Origin of the sequence: Faecalibacterium prausnitzii (assembly GCF_003287405.1) — a bacterium.
In the GTDB taxonomy this organism is placed as follows: Bacteria; Bacillota; Clostridia; order Oscillospirales; family Ruminococcaceae; genus Faecalibacterium; species Faecalibacterium intestinale.
Genome location: NZ_PRLD01000006.1, coordinates 32,701 through 52,819, shown reverse-complemented (window position 1 = coordinate 52,819; position 20,119 = coordinate 32,701). Strand labels below are relative to the sequence as shown.

Below are 20,119 nucleotides of genomic sequence, written 5' to 3'. Positions count from 1 at the left end.
CTTACAATGGCAAGCTACACAAAAATGACAGTTGGAAAAGAAAATCGGACGGAGCTTCATGAAAAGCTCGCCCTGACTGGTGCGGAGATCAGCCTGAATACGCTTCCTGCGGGAGCAAATGTTCCGTTTGTCCACTCCCACAAGGCAAATGAGGAAATCTACGGTGTTCTTTCCGGCAAAGGCAAGGTCGTTATCGATGGCGAAGAAATCAGCCTTACAGCAGGCGACTGGCTGAGGATTTCTCCCGTGGCAAAACGTCAGTTCTTTGCTGCAAGCAATTCTGAGATCACTTATATTTGTATTCAGGTCAAGGAGAATTCTCTCGAAGGCTATACTGCAACGGATGCTGTGATCTACTGATAAAACATATCAAAACAAAAGGCAGGATACCACTACCATAGTGATACTCTGCCTTTGCTTATTTTTATTCTCGTCCTGTCACAACAAAAAATCCCCAGACCGAATGGTCTAGCGGCATCTTTCTTGGTAGACATTCCTACGCGTTGGAAACCGCGCACTAATCAAAGCCCTGCTAGGGCTTTGATTGCCTTCGCTGCGCTCGGCACGTGCTGTTCGAGTCCTGTACCGACCTGCTTTGACGTGGGTTAGTGGATGACGCAACAAAAAAGCCCCTGACCGAAGTCAGGGACTCTTGTTTTGGTGGAGCATTCTCCACAGCACTCGAACCCAACACCTCTTCACGGGAGATGGTTTTGGAATCGTCCGTGAAGTTGAAATTGAGCACGACCCGGTCATCAAAGACGTAGATCGAGTTGACAAAGGTATCAATGATCTGCCGCTGGTGTTCCGTGCTGCCCACGTCACCCTTGCGGAATTTTTCAAGCCAGAACCGAATCCACTCACGGGTCAGGACGGGCTTTTTCAGCTCTTCTTCCAAAATGCTGGTGTTCAGGGCTTCTTTCCGGGCTTCCAGCTCGTCCAACCGCTGCTTGGTGGTCGGGGTCAGGATGCCCTGTTCAATGGCTTCCAGAAGGTTTGCCAGCCGCTTCTCCGTATCCCGGAGTTGCTCTTTCAGAACAGGCAGCCGGGTGTTCTCCTGCTGCTGGGCTTCCATGACCAAATCTATCAGCCGTTCGATGATTTCATCGCTGAAAATCACCTTAATGGCAGTGTCCACCACGAACCGTTCCAGCGGCTCCTTGCGGATGGCTTTCAGGTCGCAATGCGCCTTGCCGTGGCGTTTGGCGTTGCCGCACTTGTAGTAATAGTAGGTGTTTCCCATGTGGCTGGTGCCGCTCTCGCCGCCCATCAGGGTGCCGCACTTGCCGCAGAACAGCTTGGTGGTCAGCAGATAGCTCACATCCTCTTTTGCGGGTCGACCATGGGCAATCCTATTTTGCTCGAAACGCTGCTGCACCCGGTCGAACAAGTCCTCGTCCACGATGGCCGGAATGCCGCCCGGTGTCACGATGTCCTTATATCGGTATTCACCTATGTAACGGCGGTTCCGGAAAATCTGGAAGAAGCTGTTCTTGACAAAAGGCTTGCCGGTACGGGTGCGCAGCCCTCGCTCGTTCAGGGATGCTGCGATTTTCTCGGCAGGCTCGCCGTTGGCGTACCGGGTAAAAATCTCCTGCACAATGGGAGCCGTCTCCGGGTCGATATGGTACAGTCTGTCCTCCTTGCCAATGGTGAAGCCCAGCGGAACGATACCGCCGTTGTACTTGCACTGGAGGGCATTTTCGCGCTCACCGCGCGCTACTTTCAGGGCAAGTTCGGCGGAATAGTATTCCGCCATGCCGATAAGCATACTCTCCACCATAATGCCTTCAGGCCCCTGCGAAATGGGTTCCATGGCAGACACCAGATGGACGCCGTTCTTTTCCAGCTGGTACTTGTAGTTCACGGCATCGAACCGATTCCGGGCAAAGCGGTCGAGCTTCCAGACCAGAACTACATCGAAGATTTTCTTTGCGCTGTCCTTAATCATCCTCTGGAAGTCCGGGCGGTCATCCGTCTTGGCGGAGTAGGCACGGTCGATGTAGGTGCCGACCACGGTGATACCGTTCTTCTCGGCGTAGTCCTTGCAGTCGCGCAGCTGCCCTTCAATGGACGCTTCGCGCTGGCTGTCGGAAGAATAGCGGGCGTAGATCACGGCGGTCATGGTTGCACCTCCTTGGCGCGTATTCGACTTGCCTTTATAGTATCGGGTCAAGCGCAGCTTGTCAACAATCTGCGAGCAGATTGAAATGTGAAAATTGCGAAACGCAGCGAAAAAGCTGAGAGCAAGAATCGTCCCGTGGCCACAAATTTTCAATTCTTGAAAATTCTTGCCACTTTGGGACAGCTTCTTGTTGGGGCGTGCCTGCCCCAAACCCTGCTGGAACGAGTACGGCAAACTGGAATTTGACTAATCCTACATGTGCATCATATTACACTCATGTAATTATCCTCTACATAAACAGCTTTTCCATCAGCAAGCTTAATCTCATCTTTGCCGTTCGGTAATACTGTTGTTTCAGAACCATTCCAATGGGGGATAATAGGATTGTCAATAATATGTAATCCATCTGTTAAATTTCCCGCCGCATACATACTTCCTGCACTGATTCCGACATATATAAGTCCGTTTTTAATTGCATTATTAAGTATTCTATCAAAACCAGTTCTAGACATTTCACGACAAAGCACAGATACATCACCACCACTGACAAAAACAGCATCAAATTGGTTTAATTCTTCAAAAGTTAATAGCCTTGTAAGCATAAACGGGGTTGTAACATACGAAGAATAGGTTCTTTGATAGTCTTTTGAAAGAATTAATTCCAGATTGTACACTAATATATTTTCGTACTGAATTCCCATTAGAAAGAGTTCATGAAAACATATTGCAAGCGACTCTCTTGCACCATCTGTTTCAATGCCAGCTGTTGGAATATAAAGCACTTTCACATCCTTCGGACACTTTCCAATAATATCAAAGAATTTCTCTTTCATCTTATCGGTCAACCCTGCAGATGTAAGAAATAGATGTTTTCCATTCATATTCTTTTACCTCGTCAAACTCCGATTTACTGGGCTAAGCCGAGTATACCACACTCCACCATGAAAGAACACCCCGATATAGTGAAATTTTGCCATTTTTCTGCGTACGTGCGTACACGCTCCGCAGGGATTCTAAGGGGCTTGACCCCTTGGCACACAGACTTTGGCACAAAGTCTAGTGTGTTACACCTTGTCAGAGGTGTACAGGCTCCCGGTACGCACGTACGCAGCGACTACTCCCAAACGCGCCATATAGGGGGACGACCAAGTTCGCACAAAGCGAACTTGATTCCGCAAAGCAAAAAGGCAGGATACCACCGTCATGGTGATACCCTGCCTTTGCTCGTTTACTGTTCCGAGTAGTCCTTTCGCAGAACCTCCTGTAAACAAAAAACGTACCCGAACCCTTTTTCGTAAAGAATCGGGTTCGAGTACGAACTGTATGGTGGACGGTACAGGACTCGAACCTGTGACCTCCTGCACGTCAAGCAGATGCTCTACCAGCTGAGCTAACCGTCCATGTCATATCGACTTGGATAGTTTACCACAGCTTTTTGCAAAAAGCAAGACCTTTTGTGCTTTTTTATGCGTTCTTTTTTACTTTTCCGGCGAGAGTGCCCGGCGGATGATATCGTACAGCACCGGCTTCATGGCGTCGATGTTGTCCGGCTTGCCCTCCAGAATGCTGGAATAGCACACCGACATACACATACTGCCCAAGGCGGTGATGCGCTGGTAGACCTCCCGCTCACTACGTCCGGCCATCTCCGGGCTGGAAAGCACAACGGCCAGCAGCTTGCGCATCAGGGGCTCGGCTTCCCTGCTGGCTTCGATTTGGTCCAGCCCGGGCCAGACGAAGTTGCGCTCCAGAAACCGCAGCACCAGCGCATCCTGCCGCAAAGCCTCGATGATATGGTCGATGACGAACACTACCTGCGCGGTAAAGTCGGGCAGCTCGGGGTGCTGCTCGACCGCAAGGCAGGCATCGCTCAGCAGCTGGTAGCTCACCCGCCCCAGCAGCGCCTGCATCACCGCGCCCTTATCCTGAAAATACAGATAAAACGTGCCTTTGCCCACCTTTGCCCGGCTGGTGATATCCTCCACGCTGGTCTTGGCGGTGCCCCGCTCCAGAAACAGCTCGTAGGCTGCATCCAGCAGGGCGCGGCGCTTTTCCTGTTTCTTACCTTCCACGGTGCTCATGCTATGGGTAGATTCCTCTTTTCTCTGAATTTAAACGCAGGTATGTGCTGCGTCCGGCCTGTGCTACTTAGTTTAGCAGTCCTTTGCCGTTTGTGCAAGCCCGGTTTGTTATACAATTTTTTGCAGGTGATAAAAAAACTGACTTTCAGTCACTTTTCCCGCTTGACACTCTGCCCGGGGTGGATATAATAGTGTTTGCCCGGAAGATGACCGGCGGTCAGTTTCGCGGGCTTTCCCAATCAACTTTCTATTCTGGAGGGTTCTCATGAAAAAGATCGCACAAGGCATCGTGCGTCTGCGCAAGCTGATCTTAACAGTGGCCGTGCTGCTGTTGATCCCTTCCGCGATCGGCGCCATTGCCACCCGCATCAATTATGACATCCTCACCTACCTGCCGCAGGATCTGGACTCCATGATCGGCGAGGTAGCCCTTGAGGACGATTTCCATCTGGCCTCCACCGGTATGATCACGGTAGAGGGCCTGCCAACCAATGAACTCATCGCCATGAAAAAGGAGATCGAAGACGTGCCCGGCGTCACCCAGACCTTCTGGCTCAGCGATGTGATCGACCCCAATATCCCCACCGCCATGCTGCCTGCCGATGTACAGCAGTTCATGTTCGGCAAAAACGATTCCACCATGCTGATCGTCCGTTTTGACGCCCCCAGCGCCAGCGACGAGACGATGGAAGCCGTCAAGCAGATCGAAAAGCTGCTGCGCAAGGACTGCTTCTTCGGCGGTATGAGCGTCATTCTGCAGGACACCAAAGCGCTGGTCAATCAGGAAATGCCCCTGTACATCCTGATCGCCGTGGGTGCCAGCCTGCTGGTGCTGTTCCTCTCGCTGGAAAGCACCCTCACCCCGCTGCTGTTCATGCTGGGTCTGCTGTTCCCCATCGCGTACAACTTCGGCACCAACATCTTTTTGGGGCAGATCAGCTACATCACCGAGGCGCTTGCCACTGTGCTGCAGCTGGGCGTTACGATGGACTTTTCTATCTTCCTACTGCACCGCTATCAGGAAGAAAAGGAGCTGCGCTCCACCAATGAGGAGGCCATGACCAGCGCTATCTGCAAGACCATGACCTCCATCTCCGCTTCCAGCCTGACCACCATTGCAGGCTTCCTTGCACTGTGCGCCATGCGTCTGACGCTGGGCCGCGATATCGGCCTTGTCATGGCAAAGGGCGTGGCACTGGGCGTTATCTGCACCGTGGTCATTCTGCCCTCCCTGATCCTTACCTTTGATAAGTGGGTGGAAAAATACAAGCATCGCACCGTTATCCCCCGGCTGACCAAGCTGAGTTACTTTGTTTCCAAGCACGCAGCGCCCATCGTGGTCGTGTTTATCCTCATCCTCATCCCCTTTGCCATTGCGCAGAACAAGACCAGCGTGTACTACACCCTGTTCGACTCTCTGCCTCAGGACCTGACCGGCATCGTGGGTACCAACAAGCTGGGCGAGGACTTCGGCATGACCACCAGCCACTTTATTCTGGTGCATGACGACCTGACCGCTACGCAGGTGTCCGACCTGTGCGATGAGCTGAAGGACGTAGACGGTATCACGCAGGTGGTAAGTCTGGATTCCATTACCGGCCCCGGCTTTGACACCGAGCTGCTGCCCGACAGCGTGATGGAGATCCTGCAGTCCGGCGGCTACAAGCTGATCCTTGCCAACAGCTCCTACAAGACCGGCACGGACGCCATCAACAGCCAGTTGGACAAGATGATCGGCCTGATCAAAAATGTAGATCCCGAGGGCGTCATCACCGGTGAAGGCGCTATGACCAAAGACCTGATCGAGGTGGCAGACGTGGACTTCAAGAACGTCAACGTTTGGTCGATCATGGCAGTTTTGGTCATCATCGCCATCTCCTTCAAGAGCATTTCCATCCCGGTGCTGCTGGTTGCCAGCATCGAAGCCGCTATCGCCATCAATATGGGCATCCCGTACTTTACCGGTACGCAGCTGCCCTTCATCGCCAGCATCGTCATCGGCACTATCCAGCTGGGCGCTACCGTGGACTACTCCATCCTGATGACCACCCGTTATCACGAGGAGCGCGCCTTTGGCCGCACCCCCAAGGAAGCTGCCCAGCAGTCGCTGGAACATTGCAGCCAGTCCATCCTGACCAGTGGTCTGACCTTCTTCGCCGCTACGGTCGGCGTGGCAGCCATCAGTAAGATGGAGCTGCTGCGGAGCATCTGCCTGCTGATCTCCCGCGGCGCTCTGATCAGTATGCTGGTCATTCTGGTGGTGCTGCCCGCCGCCCTGATGCTGTGTGACTGGCTCATCCGCCACACCACCCTGAAATGGATGGTACCTGAATCTGCCAACGCCAAGAAGTCTGAAAAGGAGTAATGCGTTATGAAAAAATCGCTTCGTTTCGCCAGTGCGGCGCTGGCAGTTGCCCTTGCCGCCAGCTGTGCAGCCCCGGCTTTTGCCGCAGGCGGCAGCAGCTTTACCAAGTCTGAGACCGTGTACGCTGTGATGAACGCCGATGGCTCCATCCAGAGCACCACCGTCAGCGAGCACGTTTACAGCGCCTCCGGTCTGTCCAATGTGACCGACCAGAGCACCCTGACCAATATCCAGAACACCGAGAGCAGCGCCGAGTTCACACAGGACGGCGAAAAGCTGGTGTGGAACACCGACGATACCGATGTGTATTATAAAGGTGACACCGACCGCGCCCTGCCCATTCAGGCTACCGTCACCTACGCACTGGACGGTCAGGAAGCCGCACTGGAAGATCTGATCGGCAAGAGCGGTCATCTGACCATGACCATTGCCCTGAAGAACAACGAGACCGACACCGTGAACGTGAACGGTACTGACCGCACCATCGTTACCCCGCTGGTCACCGCTGTGGGCGTGATCTTCGGGCAGGATGCCACCAACGTGGTGGCTGCCCACGGTCTGGTGGAAAGCGCTGCCAAGAGCAATGTGGCCGCCTTTGTCACCCTGCCGGGCGTAAAGGACTCCCTGTCCGGTCTGCTGCCGGACGAGCTGGACACCATCGAGGACTATCTGCAGGACACCATCACGGTGGAAGCAGATGTTACCGGGCTGACCTGCCCGCAGGTGATGATGGCCTGCGCCACCAGCGCTGCGGCTCTGGGCACCGACAATGTGTTTGACCTGAGCAGCATCAACGACCTGACCGATGGCATCAACCAGCTGAACGATGCCATGAGCCAGCTGCTGGACGGCGCTTCTCAGCTGGAAGATGGTACCACCCAGCTGGCCAGCGGTGTGCTGGCACTGCTGGACGGTGCCAACACCCTGAACAATGGTGCAGCCGCACTGGACGAGGGTCTGGGGCAGCTGACCAACGGTCTGGACACCCTGAGCGCCAACAACAGCGCCCTGAACAGCGGCGCACAGCAGGTGGCGGACGGCGTACTGGCTTCTGCCAACAAGACCCTGAAAGAGGGCGGTCTGATCGACACCGACATGACCTGGGATAACTACGCCGCCGTCATCGACAACATCCTGACCATCAATGACAAGACGCTGGCTGCCGGCCGCCGCAAGATGGTGCGTACCATCTGGGAACAGGCTCCCAGCTTCAAGGACAGCCAGCTGGATCTGGCACTGTACCTTTCCGCTACTAAGACGAACCATGATCTGGAGGCTGCTCTGCACCTGATGCAGAACTACGACCCCTCCGTGCTGTGCGGACTGGTGCAGCTGCTGACCAGTCAGGAGGCTAAGGACACCGCCAAGGCAGAGCTGAAGTATCAGGTGGAGAACAGTCAGGATATCGCCGATGTGCGTGCCCTGAAGGACAGTCTTTCCAAGATTCAGTACTTCGTTTCCAGCGTGGGGCAGTACACTGCCGGTGTGCAGACCGCCGCAGACGGTGCCCATTCTGCCAAGGACGGCAGCGCACAGCTTGCCGCCGGTACCAAGACCCTGTATGACGGTGTGAACACCCTGAACGAGGGTGCAAGCCAGCTGAACGACGGCACCCACCAGCTGAACGACGGCCTGAACCAGTTCAACGAGGAGGGCATCTCCAAGCTGACCGGCGCACTGGATCAGGATCAGCTGCACGGCCTTAAGACCGTGCTGGACGAGATGAGCGACCGGCTGGAAGGCTACACCAGCTTTGCCGGTGCACCCGAGGACGCCGAGAGCAGCGTGAAGTTCGTCTACAAGACCGCCGAGACCGTGGCCGCTGCCGACAACGTTGTGGCGGAGACCGAGACGGTGAAGGAGGGCAACATCTTCACCCGCCTGTGGCAGCGCATTGTGGACCTGTTCAAGTTCTGATAATGCCAACATCCTTCCAGAATCGTATATAGATGCACAAGGAGCGCCCCGCAGCCGAATGGCTGCGGGGCGCTCCCTGTCTCTGCGGGAATATTTCAGGATGAAAGGCATACAATAAAAAGAAAGCATCTTGATTGCATTTTGCTTTCTCTTGTGGTAAAATCAAAGAAAGAAGGAGGTGCTGGATATGGCACAGATCAGTGTACGCGTGGATGATGCCGTGAAGCATGAAGCAGAACAAACCTTTGACGAGATCGGCCTGAGCATGAACACGGCTATAACGATCTTTCTCAAGGCCTGCGCCCGGGAAAAGCGCATTCCGTTCGAGCTGACCGCAGACCCCTTTTATTCCTCTGCCAATCAGCGTTATCTGGAAGGCATCATGCGGGATGTGCGCAGCGGCAAGGCGCATTTTGCCCCGCATGACCTCATCGAGGAAGCCTGATGCGGCTGCTGTGGGAAGATCGCGCATGGGAGGATTATCTTTATTGGCAGATGCAGGACAAAAAGACATTGAAACGCATCAACGCGCTGATCAAAGATATCGCCCGCAACGCCTTTGACGGCATCGGCAAGCCGGAACCGCTGCGCGGTACGCTCAGCGGCTGGTGGAGCCGCCGTATCGACGATGTGAACCGCATCGTTTACTACGAAGAAAACGGCATTGTGTTTATCGTTTCCTGCCGCGGACATTACGATGACACCTGACAGCAGCCGCTGCATCTAAAAAAAGGACACCGGATAGCCTGCGGGCTGTCCGGTGTCCTTTTTTAAATAAAATTACTGGTCCTTTTCCACCATCATCTTGCTGGCTTTATAGATATCGCCGCAGCCGAGGGTGATGACCAGATCGCCGGGCTGGGCGTTCTGCTTTACCCAGTCGGCGGCTTCCTGCAGGCTGTTCACCAGCACGGAGCCGGGGATCTGTGCTGCCAGCTTTGCGCTGGTAATGGTGGGGTCGTTGGGCTCGCGGCTGCCCATGATGGGGGTCAGCACCGTGATGTCCGGGATCTTGAGCACATCCACAAAGTCGTTGAACAGCATCTTGGTGCGGCTGTATGTAAACGGCTGGTGGACGGCGATCAGGCGCTTGTAGCCCATCTCCTTGGCGGTGTTCAGGGTGGCGCGCAGCTCGGTGGGGTGGTGGGCGTAGTCGTCGATGACCAGCGCACCGTTGCACTCGCCGTACACCTCAAAGCGGCGGCCTGCGCCCTTGAAGTTCAGGGCAGCCTCGGCGCACTGCTCTGCGCTCAGGCCCACAAAGCGGCACACGGCGCACATGGCCAGTGCATTATAAATATTGTGGCGGCCGGGCACGGACAGGCGGATGCGGGTGGTGTCGGTCGTATTCCACTCCTTCAGGTCGAACTCAAAGAAGCCGGGCTTATACTCGTTGACGTTGACAGCGCGGTAGTCGGCGTGGTTGTCGATGGCAAAGGTGCGCACCCGGCGGTCCAGTGTGTACATCACGTCCATGGTGTTCTTATCGTCGGCGTTGGCAAAGATCATGAACTGGGTCATCAGGGCAAAGCGCTTGAAGGCGAACTTCAGCTCACCCATGCTGCCGTAGTAGTCCAGATGGTCGTTGTCGATGTTCAGCACCACGGACAGGTAGGGGGTCAGCTTCAGGAAGGTTTCGGCAAACTCGCAGGCCTCGATAACGACATCATCGCCCTTGCCGGCCTTGCCGTAGCCGTTGATGAGGGGCAGCTTACCGCCGATGACGGCAGAGGGGTCGCGCCCTGCCAGTTCCAGCGCAGTGGTGATCATGGAGGTGGTAGTGGTCTTGCCGTGGGTGCCGGACACGCAGATGCTCTGCTTGTACAGGCGGCTCACATAGCCCAGCAGCACGCTGCGCTCCACGGTGGGGATGCCGTAGGAGGCGGCTGCGTTCAGCTCCACGTTATCCTTGGAGATAGCGGCAGAGTACACCACCATGTCCGCACCAACAACGTTATCCGCATTGTGGCCAAGGCTGACCTTTACGCCCATCTCCCGCTCGTAGCGGATGATGCTGCCGTCCAGCACATCGCTGCCGGACAGCTCGTAGCCTTTGGCGGCCAAGATCTGGATCAGCGGGTACATTCCGCTGCCGCCGCAGCCGATAAAATGGATCTTCTTTACATTGTCCAGCAGATGCTGGCTATAATCCGAGTACATGAACATAGTAAGGCTCTCCTCCAAATATTAACGGCTGCAGCGCAGACCGATTCCTTCCAAATATGGGGACACACCCTTATTATATAATTTTTGCAGCATAAAATAAACAGGTAAGGCCGAATTTTCGGAAAGAACCATAAATCTTTTGTGGATTTTGTGATATGTGTACAACAAAATCCCGGCAGTATTACTTTTTTGCCCGCCGCTGCAGGATCTCGTCCAGAATGGCATCGGCTACGTCTGCCTTGCTCATCAAAGGCAGCTCCCGGGTGCCGTCCGGGGTGATGAAGGTGACCACGTTGGTGTCTACGCCAAAGCCTGCACCGGCCACCTTAAGGTTGTTGGCTACCACCATGTCCAGATTTTTCTTGGCAAGCTTTGCGGAGGAGTTTTCCACAAGGTCCCGGGTCTCCATGGAAAACCCGCACAGGAACTGGTGGGTCTTGCGGGGGCCGATGGTGCCAAGGATATCCTCGGTGCGCTCCACCGGGATAGAGAGGTCGCCCTCCTTCTTTTTGATCTTGTCGTCTGCCACGGTAGCGGGGCGGTAGTCCGCCACGGCAGCTGCCATGATGAGCACATCGGTGGCGTCAAAGCGGCTGGTCACCGCCTCGTACATCTGCCGGGCACTTGTCACCGGCACATCGGTGGTGAATTTGACCGGCGGCAGCGCGGTCTGCCCGTGGATCAGGGTCACCTCCGCGCCCCGCATGGCGGCGGCGCGGGCAAGGGCGTAGCCCATCTTGCCGGTGGAGTGGTTGGTCAGGTAGCGCACCGGGTCCAGCGCCTCCTGCGTGGGGCCGGCGGTCACCGCAATGCGCAGCCCTGCCAGATCCTTCGGGCGGGCGATGGTGTGCAGGATGTGCTCCAGCAGTACCTCCTCCTTGGGCAGGCGTCCGCTGCCCACATCCTTGCAGGCCAGCACGCCGCTTTCTGAGGGGATGACGGTAAAGCCGTACCGCTCCAGCGTGGCAAGGTTATCCTGCGTGATGGGGTTTTCCAGCATTCCGGTGTTCATGGCGGGGGACACAAGCTTTGGACACTTGGCAGCCAGCACCACGGTGGTAAGCATATCGTCCGCAATGCCGTGCGCCATTTTGGCAATGACGTTGGCGGTGGCGGGGGCGACTAAGATCACATCTGCCTTTTTTGCCAGCGAGATGTGGGTGACCTCAAACTTGAAATCCCGGTCAAAGGTGTCCACCATGCACTTGTGGCCGGTCAGGGTCTCAAAGGTGAGAGGGGTGATGAACTGGGTGGCGTTCCGGGTCATGATGACCTCCACATCCGCACCCAGCTTGCGCAGTGCACTGGCCACATTGGCCATCTTATAGGCGGCAATACCGCCGCTCACGCCCAGCAGGACGCACTTGCCGTTCAGATCCATGGTTCGTTTACCTCCCGGAAAAACAGTTCTTTTCCACATATCTTACCTTAGTATAATGCAAAACTTCCACCAGCACAACAAAATCTTTGCCGGGAACTTGTATCCTGAGCAAAAATGCGGTAAAATACGCTTGACAAAGAGCAAACCGGTTCTTTTCTTTTACTTTGAAAAGGAAAACAGAATTATGATCTTAGCCATTGATATAGGCAACACCACCGTCGCCCTTGGGGGCATCCGGGACGGACGTGTATGCTTTGTGGCGCGCATGGACACGGTGCGCACCCGCACGGCTGCGGAATATCGTGCCGAAATGGATAAAATTTTTGCGCACCGCCGCCACCCGGAGCGCCCCATGCGCTTTGAGGGTGCGGTGCTTACCAGCGTAGTGCCCCAGATCACCGGGGCACTGGCCGAATGCGCCCGTCACTACACCGGCAAAAAGCCGGTCATCGTTTCGCCGGACATCCGCACCGGGCTGACCATGGGGGTGGACGAGCCCCGCGCCGTGGGCAAGGACCGGCTGGTGGATGCCGCCTACGCGGCGGCAAACTTTCCGCTGCCGGTCATCACGGTAGACCTTGGCACCGCCACCACCTTTAATGTGGTGGACAAAGACCGGGTATTCCGGGGTGGCGTGATCTGCCCCGGCCTTTCCACCGGGCTGCGCGCACTGGGCGAGCGTTGCGCCCAGCTGCCGCAGGTGCATCTGGGCTCCCCGAAAAAAGCCATCGGCACCAATACCGAAAGCTGTATGCTGTCCGGCTCGGTGCTGGGCACCGCCGTGCTCATTGACGGCATGGTGCAGCGCATTGAGGAGGAGCTGGGCAGCCCGGCTACGCTGGTGGTCACCGGCGGGCTGGCAAAATACGTCACCCCGCTGTGCCGCCACCCCCTGGCCTATGACCCGGAGCTGCTGATGAAGGGGCTGGCATTGCTGTACCAGCTGAACGCCCCGCAGGAGCACGGCCGCAGCCATGGCGGCGGCAGACACTACGGTCAGCAGGGACGCCCCCGGGCAAAGCACCCGTACCCCAACCGCCGCACCCGCCGCGAGCCGGAGACGCTGGTAGGCTGAGGGGACAAGAGGATAAGGGAGAGCATTATGAAACTGGGCATTCTTGGCACGGGTAAGATCGTGCAGGAATTTTTGCCATGGCTTGTGGAGCACACGCCGTTTACTGTGCAGGCGGTGTGCAGCACCCCACGCTCGGCGGCAAAAGCCGCAGAGCTGTGTGCGCAATATCAGATCCCACAGCACACCACCAATTATTTTGAGCTGCTGCAATGGGTAGACGCGGTCTACATTGCCGTGCCCAATTTGCAGCACGCCCGTTACGCCCGGGTGGCGCTGGAGGCGGGCAAGCACGTCATTGTGGAAAAGCCCATGGCGGTGACCGCCGCCGAGACCGAGGAACTGGCAGCGCTGGCACAGCGCAAGCGGCTGTTCCTCTTTGAGGCGATGACCACCCAGTACCAGCCCAACTACGCAAAGCTCCGGGAACTGCTGCCCCGGGTGGGCACGGTGCGTATGGTGCAGTGCAGCTTCAGCCAGTATTCCAGCCGGTACGACGCCTTTTGCGCCGGGCAGACCCCGCCGGTGTTCGACCCGCTGTGCGCGGGCGGCGCACTGATGGATTTGGGCGTGTACAACGTCAGCTACATCGTGGGTCTGTTCGGTGAGCCCAACAAGGCGGTGTATGCCGCCAACATGGAGCGCAACATCGACACCAGCGGTGTGCTGATGATGGATTACAGCGGCTTCAAGGCGGTAAGCCTTGCCGCCAAGGACTGCGCAGCCCCTGCCCGCTGCATCATTCAGGGCACAAAGGGCTACATTCTGCAAAAATCCACCCCGAACTACTGCGGCGGCGTGACCTTCCACCCCAACGAGGGCAAGGAGGAGCACTACAACCTGAACGGGGACCGTCCCCGGCAGGCGGCAGAGTTCGAGGCCTTTTACCGCGCCATGACCACCGGAGATCAGGAGCTGTGCGCCCGGATGCTGGACACCAGCATCGCGGTGAGCCGGGTGCTCACGGTGGCGCGCCGCAGCGCCGGGGTGCGCTTCCCCGGCGACAGATTCTAACGCATTTTTCTCTGGAACACGCCCTGACACAATAACGCGCTTCCAAGAGATTTGAATATTCACCTAAAACCCGCACAGAGCGGGCAGGTTTGCGCCGTATCCGACAAAAAGGGCGGAACGGCAGCAGGAGGAAAACTGAATTATGAAGAATACCAATACCAAGACTCTGACTCGTGTGGCCCTGCTGGTGGCCATTGAACTGGTGATGAAGCTTGTCGGTCTGGGCAGTGTGCCCATGGGCCCGCTGTACATGAGCTTCCTCACCCTTCCCATCGCTGTGGGCGCTATCACCATGGGTCCCGCCGTGGGTGCCCTGCTGGGCGGCGTGTTCGGCGCTGTGAGCTTCTACGATGCCATCACCGGCGCATCTGCCATGACCGGCGCACTGTTTCAGGTCAGCCCGCTGAACACCTTTATCCTGTGCGTGGGTATGCGTGTGCTCATGGGTCTGTGCTGCGGCCTGATCTTTAAGGGCCTGCAGCAGCTGGACAAGTCCCGCACCTGGAGCTACATCGTCAGCGCCATGACCGCACCCGCCCTGAATACCCTGTTCTTCATGGGCTACATCGTGCTGGCTTTCTACGGCTGCGACTATGTGCAGAATCTGGTGTCCGTCAAGGGCGCTGCCAACCCCTTCATGTTCGTTGTGCTGCTGGTTGGCGTGCAGGGCGTAGCCGAGTTTCTGGTGTCCGGCATTCTGGGCGGCATCGTCGCCCGCGCCGTGGCAAAGTTCCTGAAGTAAGACCGGCTGCGCACCATGTCAGGGCGGCGCATCCGTGTTTAGAATAGAAAAATGAATGCTCCTCCGGCAACCTGCCGGGGGAGTTTTTTGTTGGTAGACTTAGAAAGACCCCCTCAGGCTCACTGCGTTCGCCACAGGCGATGACGGAAGGGGTGCCCCGCAACGCGGAGCGCATTCAAAATTGTCCCCCTCACGCATTTTCATCTTCCTGCATAGGATGGCGCACAGCGGAAAAGGGGAGATGACGGCATGAGACAGACAAAGCGGTTTGCGGTGGTGGGCAGCGATGCCCGGCAGGCGGCGGCAGGGCGTGCACTGGCGCGGGCAGGGTATACGGTGGGCGGCGTGCAGCAGCTGCCGCAGGCAGACTGCATCCTGCTGCCGCTCCCGCTGGAACAGGCTGATTTGCCGCTGGCGCAGCTGCTGGGCACGGCAAAGCCCGGTGCGCTGGCGCTGGGCGGTAAGGTGACGGAGAGTGCGTTGTCCATCGCCCGGGCGGCGGGGGTGGAGCTGGTGGATTATTTTGCCCGCCCGGAGCTGACTGTGTATAATGCCATCCCCACCGCCGAGGGCTGCATCGGCATTTTGCTGGAGCGGCGCAGCCGCACCCTGTGGGGCGCGGCGGTGCTGGTGCTGGGTTTTGGCCCGGTGGGGCGGGCGCTGGCGGTGCGTCTGGCGGCGCTGGGTGCGCGGGTGACCGTGGCGGCACGCCGCCCGGTGCAGCGGGCAATGGCAGAGGAGCTTGGGCTGCGGGCAGTGCCGCTGACAGAGCTTGCCGCAGCAGCTGCCGCCTTTGATACGGTGGTCAACACCATCCCCGCGCCGGTGCTGACGGCACAGGTGCTGGCAGCGCTGCCAAAGAAAAGTCTGATCGTAGATCTGGCTTCCAAGCCCGGCGGCACAGACTTTGCCGCCGCCCGGCGGCTGGGACACACGGCGCTGCACGCGCTGAGCCTGCCGACGGTCTGGGCACCGGAAACGGCAGGGGAGGCGCTGGCACGCACGGTGCAAGCCATTTTGCAGGAGCGGGAGGGGAAGAAGATATGACCACAGAGAAAAAGGGCTGTCTTGCCTTTGCGGTGTGCGGCAGCTTTTGTACGCTGGAGGACGCCTTGGGTGCGGCGCAGGCACTGACGGCACAGGGCTGGACGCTGCTGCCCGTTATGAGCTTTGCCGCGCAGCAGGATACCCGGTTCGGCACCGGGGAAAGCTGGCGGCAGCGCCTGCAGGCTGTTACCGGGCAGCCGGTGCTGGACACCCTGCAGGCGGTGGAGCCGCTGGGTCCCCGGCGGCTGGCGCAGGCGCTGGTGGTCGCGCCCTGCACCGGCGCAACGCTGGCGCGGCTGGCGGCAGGGCTTTCGGATACGCCGGTGACCCTTGCTGCCAAAAGCCTGCTGCGGGTGGGCAGCCCGGTGGTGCTGGCAGTCTCCACCAACGACGGCCTTGGCGCTTCCGGCGAAAACATGGCGCGGCTGTGCCAGCGCAAGCACTATTATTTTGTGCCCTACGGGCAGGATGACCCCTTTGCCAAGCCCCAGAGCCTGAAGGCAGATCTTGCCCTGCTGCCCGCCGCCGTGGACGCTGCTTTGCGGGGTGAGCAGCTGCAGCCGGTGCTGCTGGGACAAAGGAATGCGTAAATCCCTTTTCAGCGGGGAAAAAATGTGGTATACTCCAAATGATGCCTTACTGGCATAAAACTGACAAGCGGAGTATACCAGATGAAAAAATTTACCGCAGCACTGTGCACTGTGCTGCTTTTGATAGGCACTGTGCTGGTGCCCGGCGCGGCAGCAGCCGGCCCGGCGCTGGCCAATACCCGGGCATACTGCATTATGGACGCAGACACCGGCCTTGTGCTGGCGCAGCAGAATATGGACGAAGAGCTGCACCCGGCCTCCATTACCAAGGTGATGACCCTTGGTCTTGCCTGCGAAAAGGCACAGGGGGACTGGGATGACGTAAAGCTGACCGTGAGCCACGAGGATGTCTATTCGCTGGCGGGCACGGATTCCAGCCATATCGCCCTGCGGGAAGGGGAGGAAGTCCCCTTGGTGGATGCGCTGTACGCTACCCAGATGGCCAGCGCCAACGATGGTGCCAACCTGCTGGCAGAGTATTTCGGCGGCGGCACCATCGCGGACGGCGTGGCGGCCATGAATGCACAGGTGGAGGAGCTTGGTCTTGCCCACACCCACTTTTCAAACCCCCACGGCATCAGCGATGAGGATCACTACACCAGCTGCTACGATATGGCGCAGATTTTGCGCTGGGCGCTGCAGCAGCCGGGGTTTGAGGATGTGTTCACCCGCAACCAGATGTACACCATGCAGTCCACCAACATCCAGCCGGTGATCCGTTACTTCTCCCAGCAGGATAAGATCCGCATCGGCTCCAGTCGCTACCACATCGACAGCGTGCTGGGCTCCAAGCTGGGCTACACCAACACCGCCCGGTACAGCTATGTCTGTCTGGCGGAGCAGGACGGGGTGCGGCTGATCTGTGTGACGATGCAAAGCCAGCTGAGCACCGATAAATATAATGATGTGCGCACCCTGCTGGACTACGCCTTTGCCACCTACAAAAACTACACCCAGCTGCCCGGCGGCAGCGTTACCGCACAGCTGGCAGTGGCGGGCGGCGGGCAGAGCCTTGGTACGGTCACGGTGGCCGACCCCGGGGTGAAGCTGCTGCTGGCCGAGGGCTTATCCGCGCAGGATGTGACCGTGGATTTGGAACTGCCGGAGCAGTATCTGCTGGGCGCAGAACCCGCCGTGTATGCGGTGTATACCCTGAACGGCGGCGCAAAGCAGGAGAGTACCAGCGTGCGGGTGAAGGCCGAGATCACCGGTCTTGCCGAGCTGCTGGAACAGAGCGCCGGCAAAAAGCTGGATACTGCCAAGGACGTGGAGCCGGGCAGCAGCGCATGGCTGCTGGCGGGCATCTCGGTGGGGTGCACCATAGGCGCAGCCGTGGTCACGGTGCTGGTGCTGCGGCTGCACGCCCGCCTGAAAAAGCGCCGCAAAACGGCAAAGCACCATAACAAAGCGTAAAAGCCTGTTCAAAACCAGACTTTTCCAGATAAAGAAAAAGCTTTTAAAAAAAGAGAGGTACAATATCATGGGCAAGTTTATTTTTACGCAGACCGAGATCCCCGGCGTGGTGGTCATTGAGCCGCAGGTGTTCGGCGATGACCGCGGTTATTTTATGGAGACCTACCAGAAGGACCAGTTTGCAGAGGCCGGCATCGACAAGGAATTCGTGCAGGACAACCAGAGCCGCTCCACCCGGGGCGTGCTGCGCGGGCTGCACTTCCAGAAGAACCATACCCAGGGCAAACTGGTGCGCGTGACCAAGGGTGAGGTGTATGATGTGGCTGTGGACTGCCGTCCCCACAGCGCTACCTTTGGCAAGTGGGTGGGCGTCACCCTCTCCGAGGACAACAAGAAGATGTTCTATATCCCGGAGGGCTTTGCCCATGGTTTTCTGGTGCTGAGCGATGTGGCAGAGTTCTGCTACAAGTGCACCGATGTCTACGACCCCACCAGCGAGGGCGGCATCCCCTACGACGACCCCACCGTCAACGTGCAGTGGCCGGACTGCGGCTGCGAGCACAAGACCAGCGCAAAGGACAAGCTGCACGAGCCCTTTGCCGCCCAGAAGTTCGAGTATTTTGAAAAGTGGTGATCGCCCGTGGCAAAACTCAAAGGGATGTGGAACGGCTTCTGGCGCTACCGCTATCTGCTGTGGAACCTTGTAAGCCGTGATTTCAAGCTGAAATACCGCCGCAGCGTGCTGGGCGTGGTGTGGAGCGTTTTGAACCCGCTGCTGATGTGCCTTGTGTACTGGGCGGTGTTCAGCAGCCTGATGGATATGCGGGGCAGCGGCATCGACAACTTTGCCGTCTTTCTGATGTGCGGTCAGCTGCTGTTCAACTTCTTCAACGAGGCTACCTCCACCAGCATGAGCAGCGTGCTCAGCGCCGCTCCGCTGCTGAAAAAGGTGTATATCCCCAAGTATATCTTCCCGCTGGAAAAATGCTGTTTTGCCATGGTGAACTGCGTGTTCAGCTTTGTGGCGCTGCTGCTGGTCATGATCTTTACCGGCGCGCCCTTCCATCTGACTATTTTTGAAGCGCTGTACCCGCTGGTGACCTTGTTCTTCTTCAGTCTCGGGGTCAGTATGTTCCTGGCGGCGGCTACCGTGTTCTTCCGGGATATCATGCACATCTGGAGCGTGTTCGTCACCGCGCTGCTGTATTTCTCCGCCATCTTCTACGACCCCACCCAGATGACCTTTTCCATCGGCGGCTTCAATATGCAGCAGATCATCAAGCTGAACCCCATGTACTGGTATATCACGGGCTTCCGCCGCACGGTGATGTGGGGTATCCCGCTGGACGGGAATATGTTCCTTGTCTGCGGCATCTGCGCCGTAGTGTCCATGGTGGTGGGACTGCAGGTGTTCCGCAAAACGCAGGACCGCTTTGTGCTGCACATTTAAGGAGGGTGAACAATGGAACCGATCATCAAAGTGGACAATGTTTCCATGTGCTTCAACCTTTCCAAGGAAAAGCATGAGAGCCTGAAGGAGTACTTTCTGGCCATGGTGCAGGGACGGCTGCAGTACGACGAGTTCTACGCTTTAAAGGACGTCAGTCTGGACATTATGCCCGGCGATTTTTACGGCCTTGTGGGCTTGAACGGCTCGGGCAAATCCACCCTGCTCAAGACCATTGCCGGGGTGTACAAGCCCAGCAAGGGCAAGGTGACCGTAAACGGCACCATCGCCCCGCTCATCGAGCTGGGCGCGGGCTTTGATATGGACCTGACCGCCCGCGAGAACATCTATCTCAACGGCACGGTGCTGGGCTTTTCGCCCAAGTATCTGGACGAAAAATTTGACGAGATCGTGGAATTCAGCGAGCTGGAAAATTTTCTGGACGTGCCGCTGAAAAACTACTCCTCCGGCATGGTGGCGCGCATTGGTTTTGCCATTGCCACCATCACCAAGCCCGATATCCTCATTGCGGACGAGGTGCTGTCGGTGGGCGATTTCCTGTTCCAGCAGAAGTGCGAAAAGCGGATGCAGGAGCTGATGGCGGGCGGCACCACGGTCATTCTGGTGTCCCACTCCATCGAGCAGATCGAGCGGATGTGCACCAAGGTGGCATGGCTGAGCCACGGCCACCTGAAAATGAACGGGGACACCGCAACAGTCTGCGCCGCCTACAAGGCGACTCAGCGCGGCGAGGTCTGA

At 57.5% G+C, this 20,119-nt stretch carries 19 protein-coding genes and 1 tRNA gene; 14 read left to right on the top strand and 6 right to left on the bottom strand.

Annotation, left to right across the window (positions count from 1 at the left end; translation table 11 throughout):
- Positions 1-6: 6 nt before the first annotated feature.
- Complete coding sequence (locus C4N24_RS07340) at positions 7-360, top strand: cupin domain-containing protein (protein ID WP_112090905.1); 354 nt, start codon at positions 7-9, stop codon at positions 358-360.
- A 172-nt stretch (positions 361-532) separates the two neighbouring features.
- On the opposite strand, the gene C4N24_RS07335 is transcribed toward C4N24_RS07340, so the two are convergent.
- The 4 genes from C4N24_RS07335 to C4N24_RS07320 form a co-directional block, all read right to left on the bottom strand.
- Positions 533-2,125 carry a recombinase family protein gene (locus C4N24_RS07335; RefSeq protein ID WP_242983213.1) on the bottom strand — a complete coding sequence of 531 codons (1,593 nt, stop codon included), beginning with the start codon at positions 2,123-2,125 and terminating at the stop codon, positions 533-535.
- A gap of 263 nt (positions 2,126-2,388) precedes the next feature.
- The gene (locus C4N24_RS07330) at positions 2,389-3,006 is read right to left on the bottom strand and encodes a Type 1 glutamine amidotransferase-like domain-containing protein (protein ID WP_005930833.1); all 618 of its coding nucleotides are present in this window, start codon (positions 3,004-3,006) and stop codon (positions 2,389-2,391) included.
- 443 nt (positions 3,007-3,449) lie between these two features.
- Positions 3,450-3,525 (bottom strand) — tRNA-Val (locus C4N24_RS07325).
- Positions 3,526-3,603: 78 nt separating this feature from the next.
- Positions 3,604-4,206 carry a TetR/AcrR family transcriptional regulator gene (locus tag C4N24_RS07320; RefSeq protein WP_112090904.1) on the bottom strand — a complete coding sequence of 201 codons (603 nt, stop codon included), beginning with the start codon at positions 4,204-4,206 and terminating at the stop codon, positions 3,604-3,606.
- Between the two features lie 265 nt (positions 4,207-4,471).
- Here C4N24_RS07320 and C4N24_RS07315 point away from each other — a divergent pair, with 265 nt between their 5' ends.
- The 4 genes from C4N24_RS07315 (at position 4,472) to C4N24_RS07300 (ending at position 9,196) form a co-directional block, all read left to right on the top strand.
- The gene (locus C4N24_RS07315) at positions 4,472-6,571 is read left to right on the top strand and encodes an efflux RND transporter permease subunit (protein WP_112090903.1); all 2,100 of its coding nucleotides are present in this window, start codon (positions 4,472-4,474) and stop codon (positions 6,569-6,571) included.
- A gap of 6 nt (positions 6,572-6,577) precedes the next feature.
- On the top strand, positions 6,578-8,488 hold the full coding sequence (locus C4N24_RS07310) for a hypothetical protein (protein WP_112090902.1): 1,911 nt from the start codon (positions 6,578-6,580) through the stop codon (positions 8,486-8,488).
- A gap of 187 nt (positions 8,489-8,675) precedes the next feature.
- Positions 8,676-8,933: a type II toxin-antitoxin system RelB/DinJ family antitoxin gene (locus C4N24_RS07305; RefSeq protein ID WP_112090901.1), complete on the top strand. Its 258-nt coding sequence runs from the start codon at positions 8,676-8,678 to the stop codon at positions 8,931-8,933.
- Positions 8,933-9,196 carry a Txe/YoeB family addiction module toxin gene (locus C4N24_RS07300; RefSeq protein WP_097778442.1) on the top strand — a complete coding sequence of 88 codons (264 nt, stop codon included), beginning with the start codon at positions 8,933-8,935 and terminating at the stop codon, positions 9,194-9,196. The genes C4N24_RS07305 and C4N24_RS07300 overlap by 1 nt, the downstream gene beginning before the upstream one ends.
- A gap of 72 nt (positions 9,197-9,268) precedes the next feature.
- On the opposite strand, the gene murC is transcribed toward C4N24_RS07300, so the two are convergent.
- Positions 9,269-10,654, bottom strand: coding sequence for a UDP-N-acetylmuramate--L-alanine ligase (gene murC / locus C4N24_RS07295; RefSeq protein ID WP_112090900.1), 1,386 nt, complete (start codon positions 10,652-10,654; stop codon positions 9,269-9,271).
- Between the two features lie 181 nt (positions 10,655-10,835).
- Complete coding sequence (gene coaBC, locus C4N24_RS07290; protein ID WP_112090899.1) at positions 10,836-12,035, bottom strand: bifunctional phosphopantothenoylcysteine decarboxylase/phosphopantothenate--cysteine ligase CoaBC; 1,200 nt, start codon at positions 12,033-12,035, stop codon at positions 10,836-10,838.
- A gap of 184 nt (positions 12,036-12,219) precedes the next feature.
- Between coaBC and C4N24_RS07285 the strand changes: the two genes are divergently transcribed.
- The 9 genes from C4N24_RS07285 (at position 12,220) to C4N24_RS07245 (ending at position 20,119) form a co-directional block, all read left to right on the top strand.
- Positions 12,220-13,110: a type III pantothenate kinase gene (locus C4N24_RS07285; protein WP_112090898.1), complete on the top strand. Its 891-nt coding sequence runs from the start codon at positions 12,220-12,222 to the stop codon at positions 13,108-13,110.
- A gap of 27 nt (positions 13,111-13,137) precedes the next feature.
- Positions 13,138-14,121 (top strand): Gfo/Idh/MocA family protein, encoded by a 984-nt coding sequence (locus tag C4N24_RS07280; protein ID WP_112090897.1) that lies wholly within the window; start codon positions 13,138-13,140, stop codon positions 14,119-14,121.
- A 142-nt stretch (positions 14,122-14,263) separates the two neighbouring features.
- Entirely contained in the window at positions 14,264-14,863 is a 600-nt protein-coding gene (locus C4N24_RS07275; RefSeq protein WP_112090896.1) for an ECF transporter S component, read from the top strand.
- 249 nt (positions 14,864-15,112) lie between these two features.
- A complete protein-coding gene (locus tag C4N24_RS07270) occupies positions 15,113-15,910 on the top strand; it encodes an NAD(P)-dependent oxidoreductase (RefSeq protein ID WP_112090895.1) in 798 nt (265 codons plus the stop codon).
- Positions 15,907-16,500 carry a dipicolinate synthase subunit B gene (locus C4N24_RS07265; protein WP_112090894.1) on the top strand — a complete coding sequence of 198 codons (594 nt, stop codon included), beginning with the start codon at positions 15,907-15,909 and terminating at the stop codon, positions 16,498-16,500. Before C4N24_RS07270 ends, C4N24_RS07265 begins: the two co-directional genes overlap by 4 nt.
- A gap of 81 nt (positions 16,501-16,581) precedes the next feature.
- Positions 16,582-17,913, top strand: a complete 1,332-nt coding sequence (locus C4N24_RS07260; protein ID WP_112090893.1) for a D-alanyl-D-alanine carboxypeptidase family protein — start codon at positions 16,582-16,584, stop codon at positions 17,911-17,913.
- 67 nt (positions 17,914-17,980) lie between these two features.
- Complete coding sequence (gene rfbC, locus C4N24_RS07255; protein ID WP_005923016.1) at positions 17,981-18,547, top strand: dTDP-4-dehydrorhamnose 3,5-epimerase; 567 nt, start codon at positions 17,981-17,983, stop codon at positions 18,545-18,547.
- A 6-nt stretch (positions 18,548-18,553) separates the two neighbouring features.
- On the top strand, positions 18,554-19,363 hold the full coding sequence (locus C4N24_RS07250) for an ABC transporter permease (protein WP_242983212.1): 810 nt from the start codon (positions 18,554-18,556) through the stop codon (positions 19,361-19,363).
- A 12-nt stretch (positions 19,364-19,375) separates the two neighbouring features.
- On the top strand, positions 19,376-20,119 hold the full coding sequence (locus C4N24_RS07245) for an ABC transporter ATP-binding protein (RefSeq protein ID WP_097782992.1): 744 nt from the start codon (positions 19,376-19,378) through the stop codon (positions 20,117-20,119).

Bases quoted from the DNA above. Each gene is read 5' to 3' on its own strand.
- C4N24_RS07340 (WP_112090905.1), top strand. From the start codon at position 7: ATGGCAAGCTACACAAAAATGACAGTTGGAAAAGAAAATCGGACGGAG.
- C4N24_RS07335 (WP_242983213.1), bottom strand. From the start codon at position 2,125: ATGACCGCCGTGATCTACGCCCGCTATTCTTCCGACAGCCAGCGCGAA.
- C4N24_RS07330 (WP_005930833.1), bottom strand. From the start codon at position 3,006: ATGAATGGAAAACATCTATTTCTTACATCTGCAGGGTTGACCGATAAG.
- C4N24_RS07320 (WP_112090904.1), bottom strand. From the start codon at position 4,206: ATGAGCACCGTGGAAGGTAAGAAACAGGAAAAGCGCCGCGCCCTGCTG.
- C4N24_RS07315 (WP_112090903.1), top strand. From the start codon at position 4,472: ATGAAAAAGATCGCACAAGGCATCGTGCGTCTGCGCAAGCTGATCTTA.
- C4N24_RS07310 (WP_112090902.1), top strand. From the start codon at position 6,578: ATGAAAAAATCGCTTCGTTTCGCCAGTGCGGCGCTGGCAGTTGCCCTT.
- C4N24_RS07305 (WP_112090901.1), top strand. From the start codon at position 8,676: ATGGCACAGATCAGTGTACGCGTGGATGATGCCGTGAAGCATGAAGCA.
- C4N24_RS07300 (WP_097778442.1), top strand. From the start codon at position 8,933: ATGCGGCTGCTGTGGGAAGATCGCGCATGGGAGGATTATCTTTATTGG.
- murC (WP_112090900.1), bottom strand. From the start codon at position 10,654: ATGTTCATGTACTCGGATTATAGCCAGCATCTGCTGGACAATGTAAAG.
- coaBC (WP_112090899.1), bottom strand. From the start codon at position 12,035: ATGGATCTGAACGGCAAGTGCGTCCTGCTGGGCGTGAGCGGCGGTATT.
- C4N24_RS07285 (WP_112090898.1), top strand. From the start codon at position 12,220: ATGATCTTAGCCATTGATATAGGCAACACCACCGTCGCCCTTGGGGGC.
- C4N24_RS07280 (WP_112090897.1), top strand. From the start codon at position 13,138: ATGAAACTGGGCATTCTTGGCACGGGTAAGATCGTGCAGGAATTTTTG.
- C4N24_RS07275 (WP_112090896.1), top strand. From the start codon at position 14,264: ATGAAGAATACCAATACCAAGACTCTGACTCGTGTGGCCCTGCTGGTG.
- C4N24_RS07270 (WP_112090895.1), top strand. From the start codon at position 15,113: ATGAGACAGACAAAGCGGTTTGCGGTGGTGGGCAGCGATGCCCGGCAG.
- C4N24_RS07265 (WP_112090894.1), top strand. From the start codon at position 15,907: ATGACCACAGAGAAAAAGGGCTGTCTTGCCTTTGCGGTGTGCGGCAGC.
- C4N24_RS07260 (WP_112090893.1), top strand. From the start codon at position 16,582: ATGAAAAAATTTACCGCAGCACTGTGCACTGTGCTGCTTTTGATAGGC.
- rfbC (WP_005923016.1), top strand. From the start codon at position 17,981: ATGGGCAAGTTTATTTTTACGCAGACCGAGATCCCCGGCGTGGTGGTC.
- C4N24_RS07245 (WP_097782992.1), top strand. From the start codon at position 19,376: ATGGAACCGATCATCAAAGTGGACAATGTTTCCATGTGCTTCAACCTT.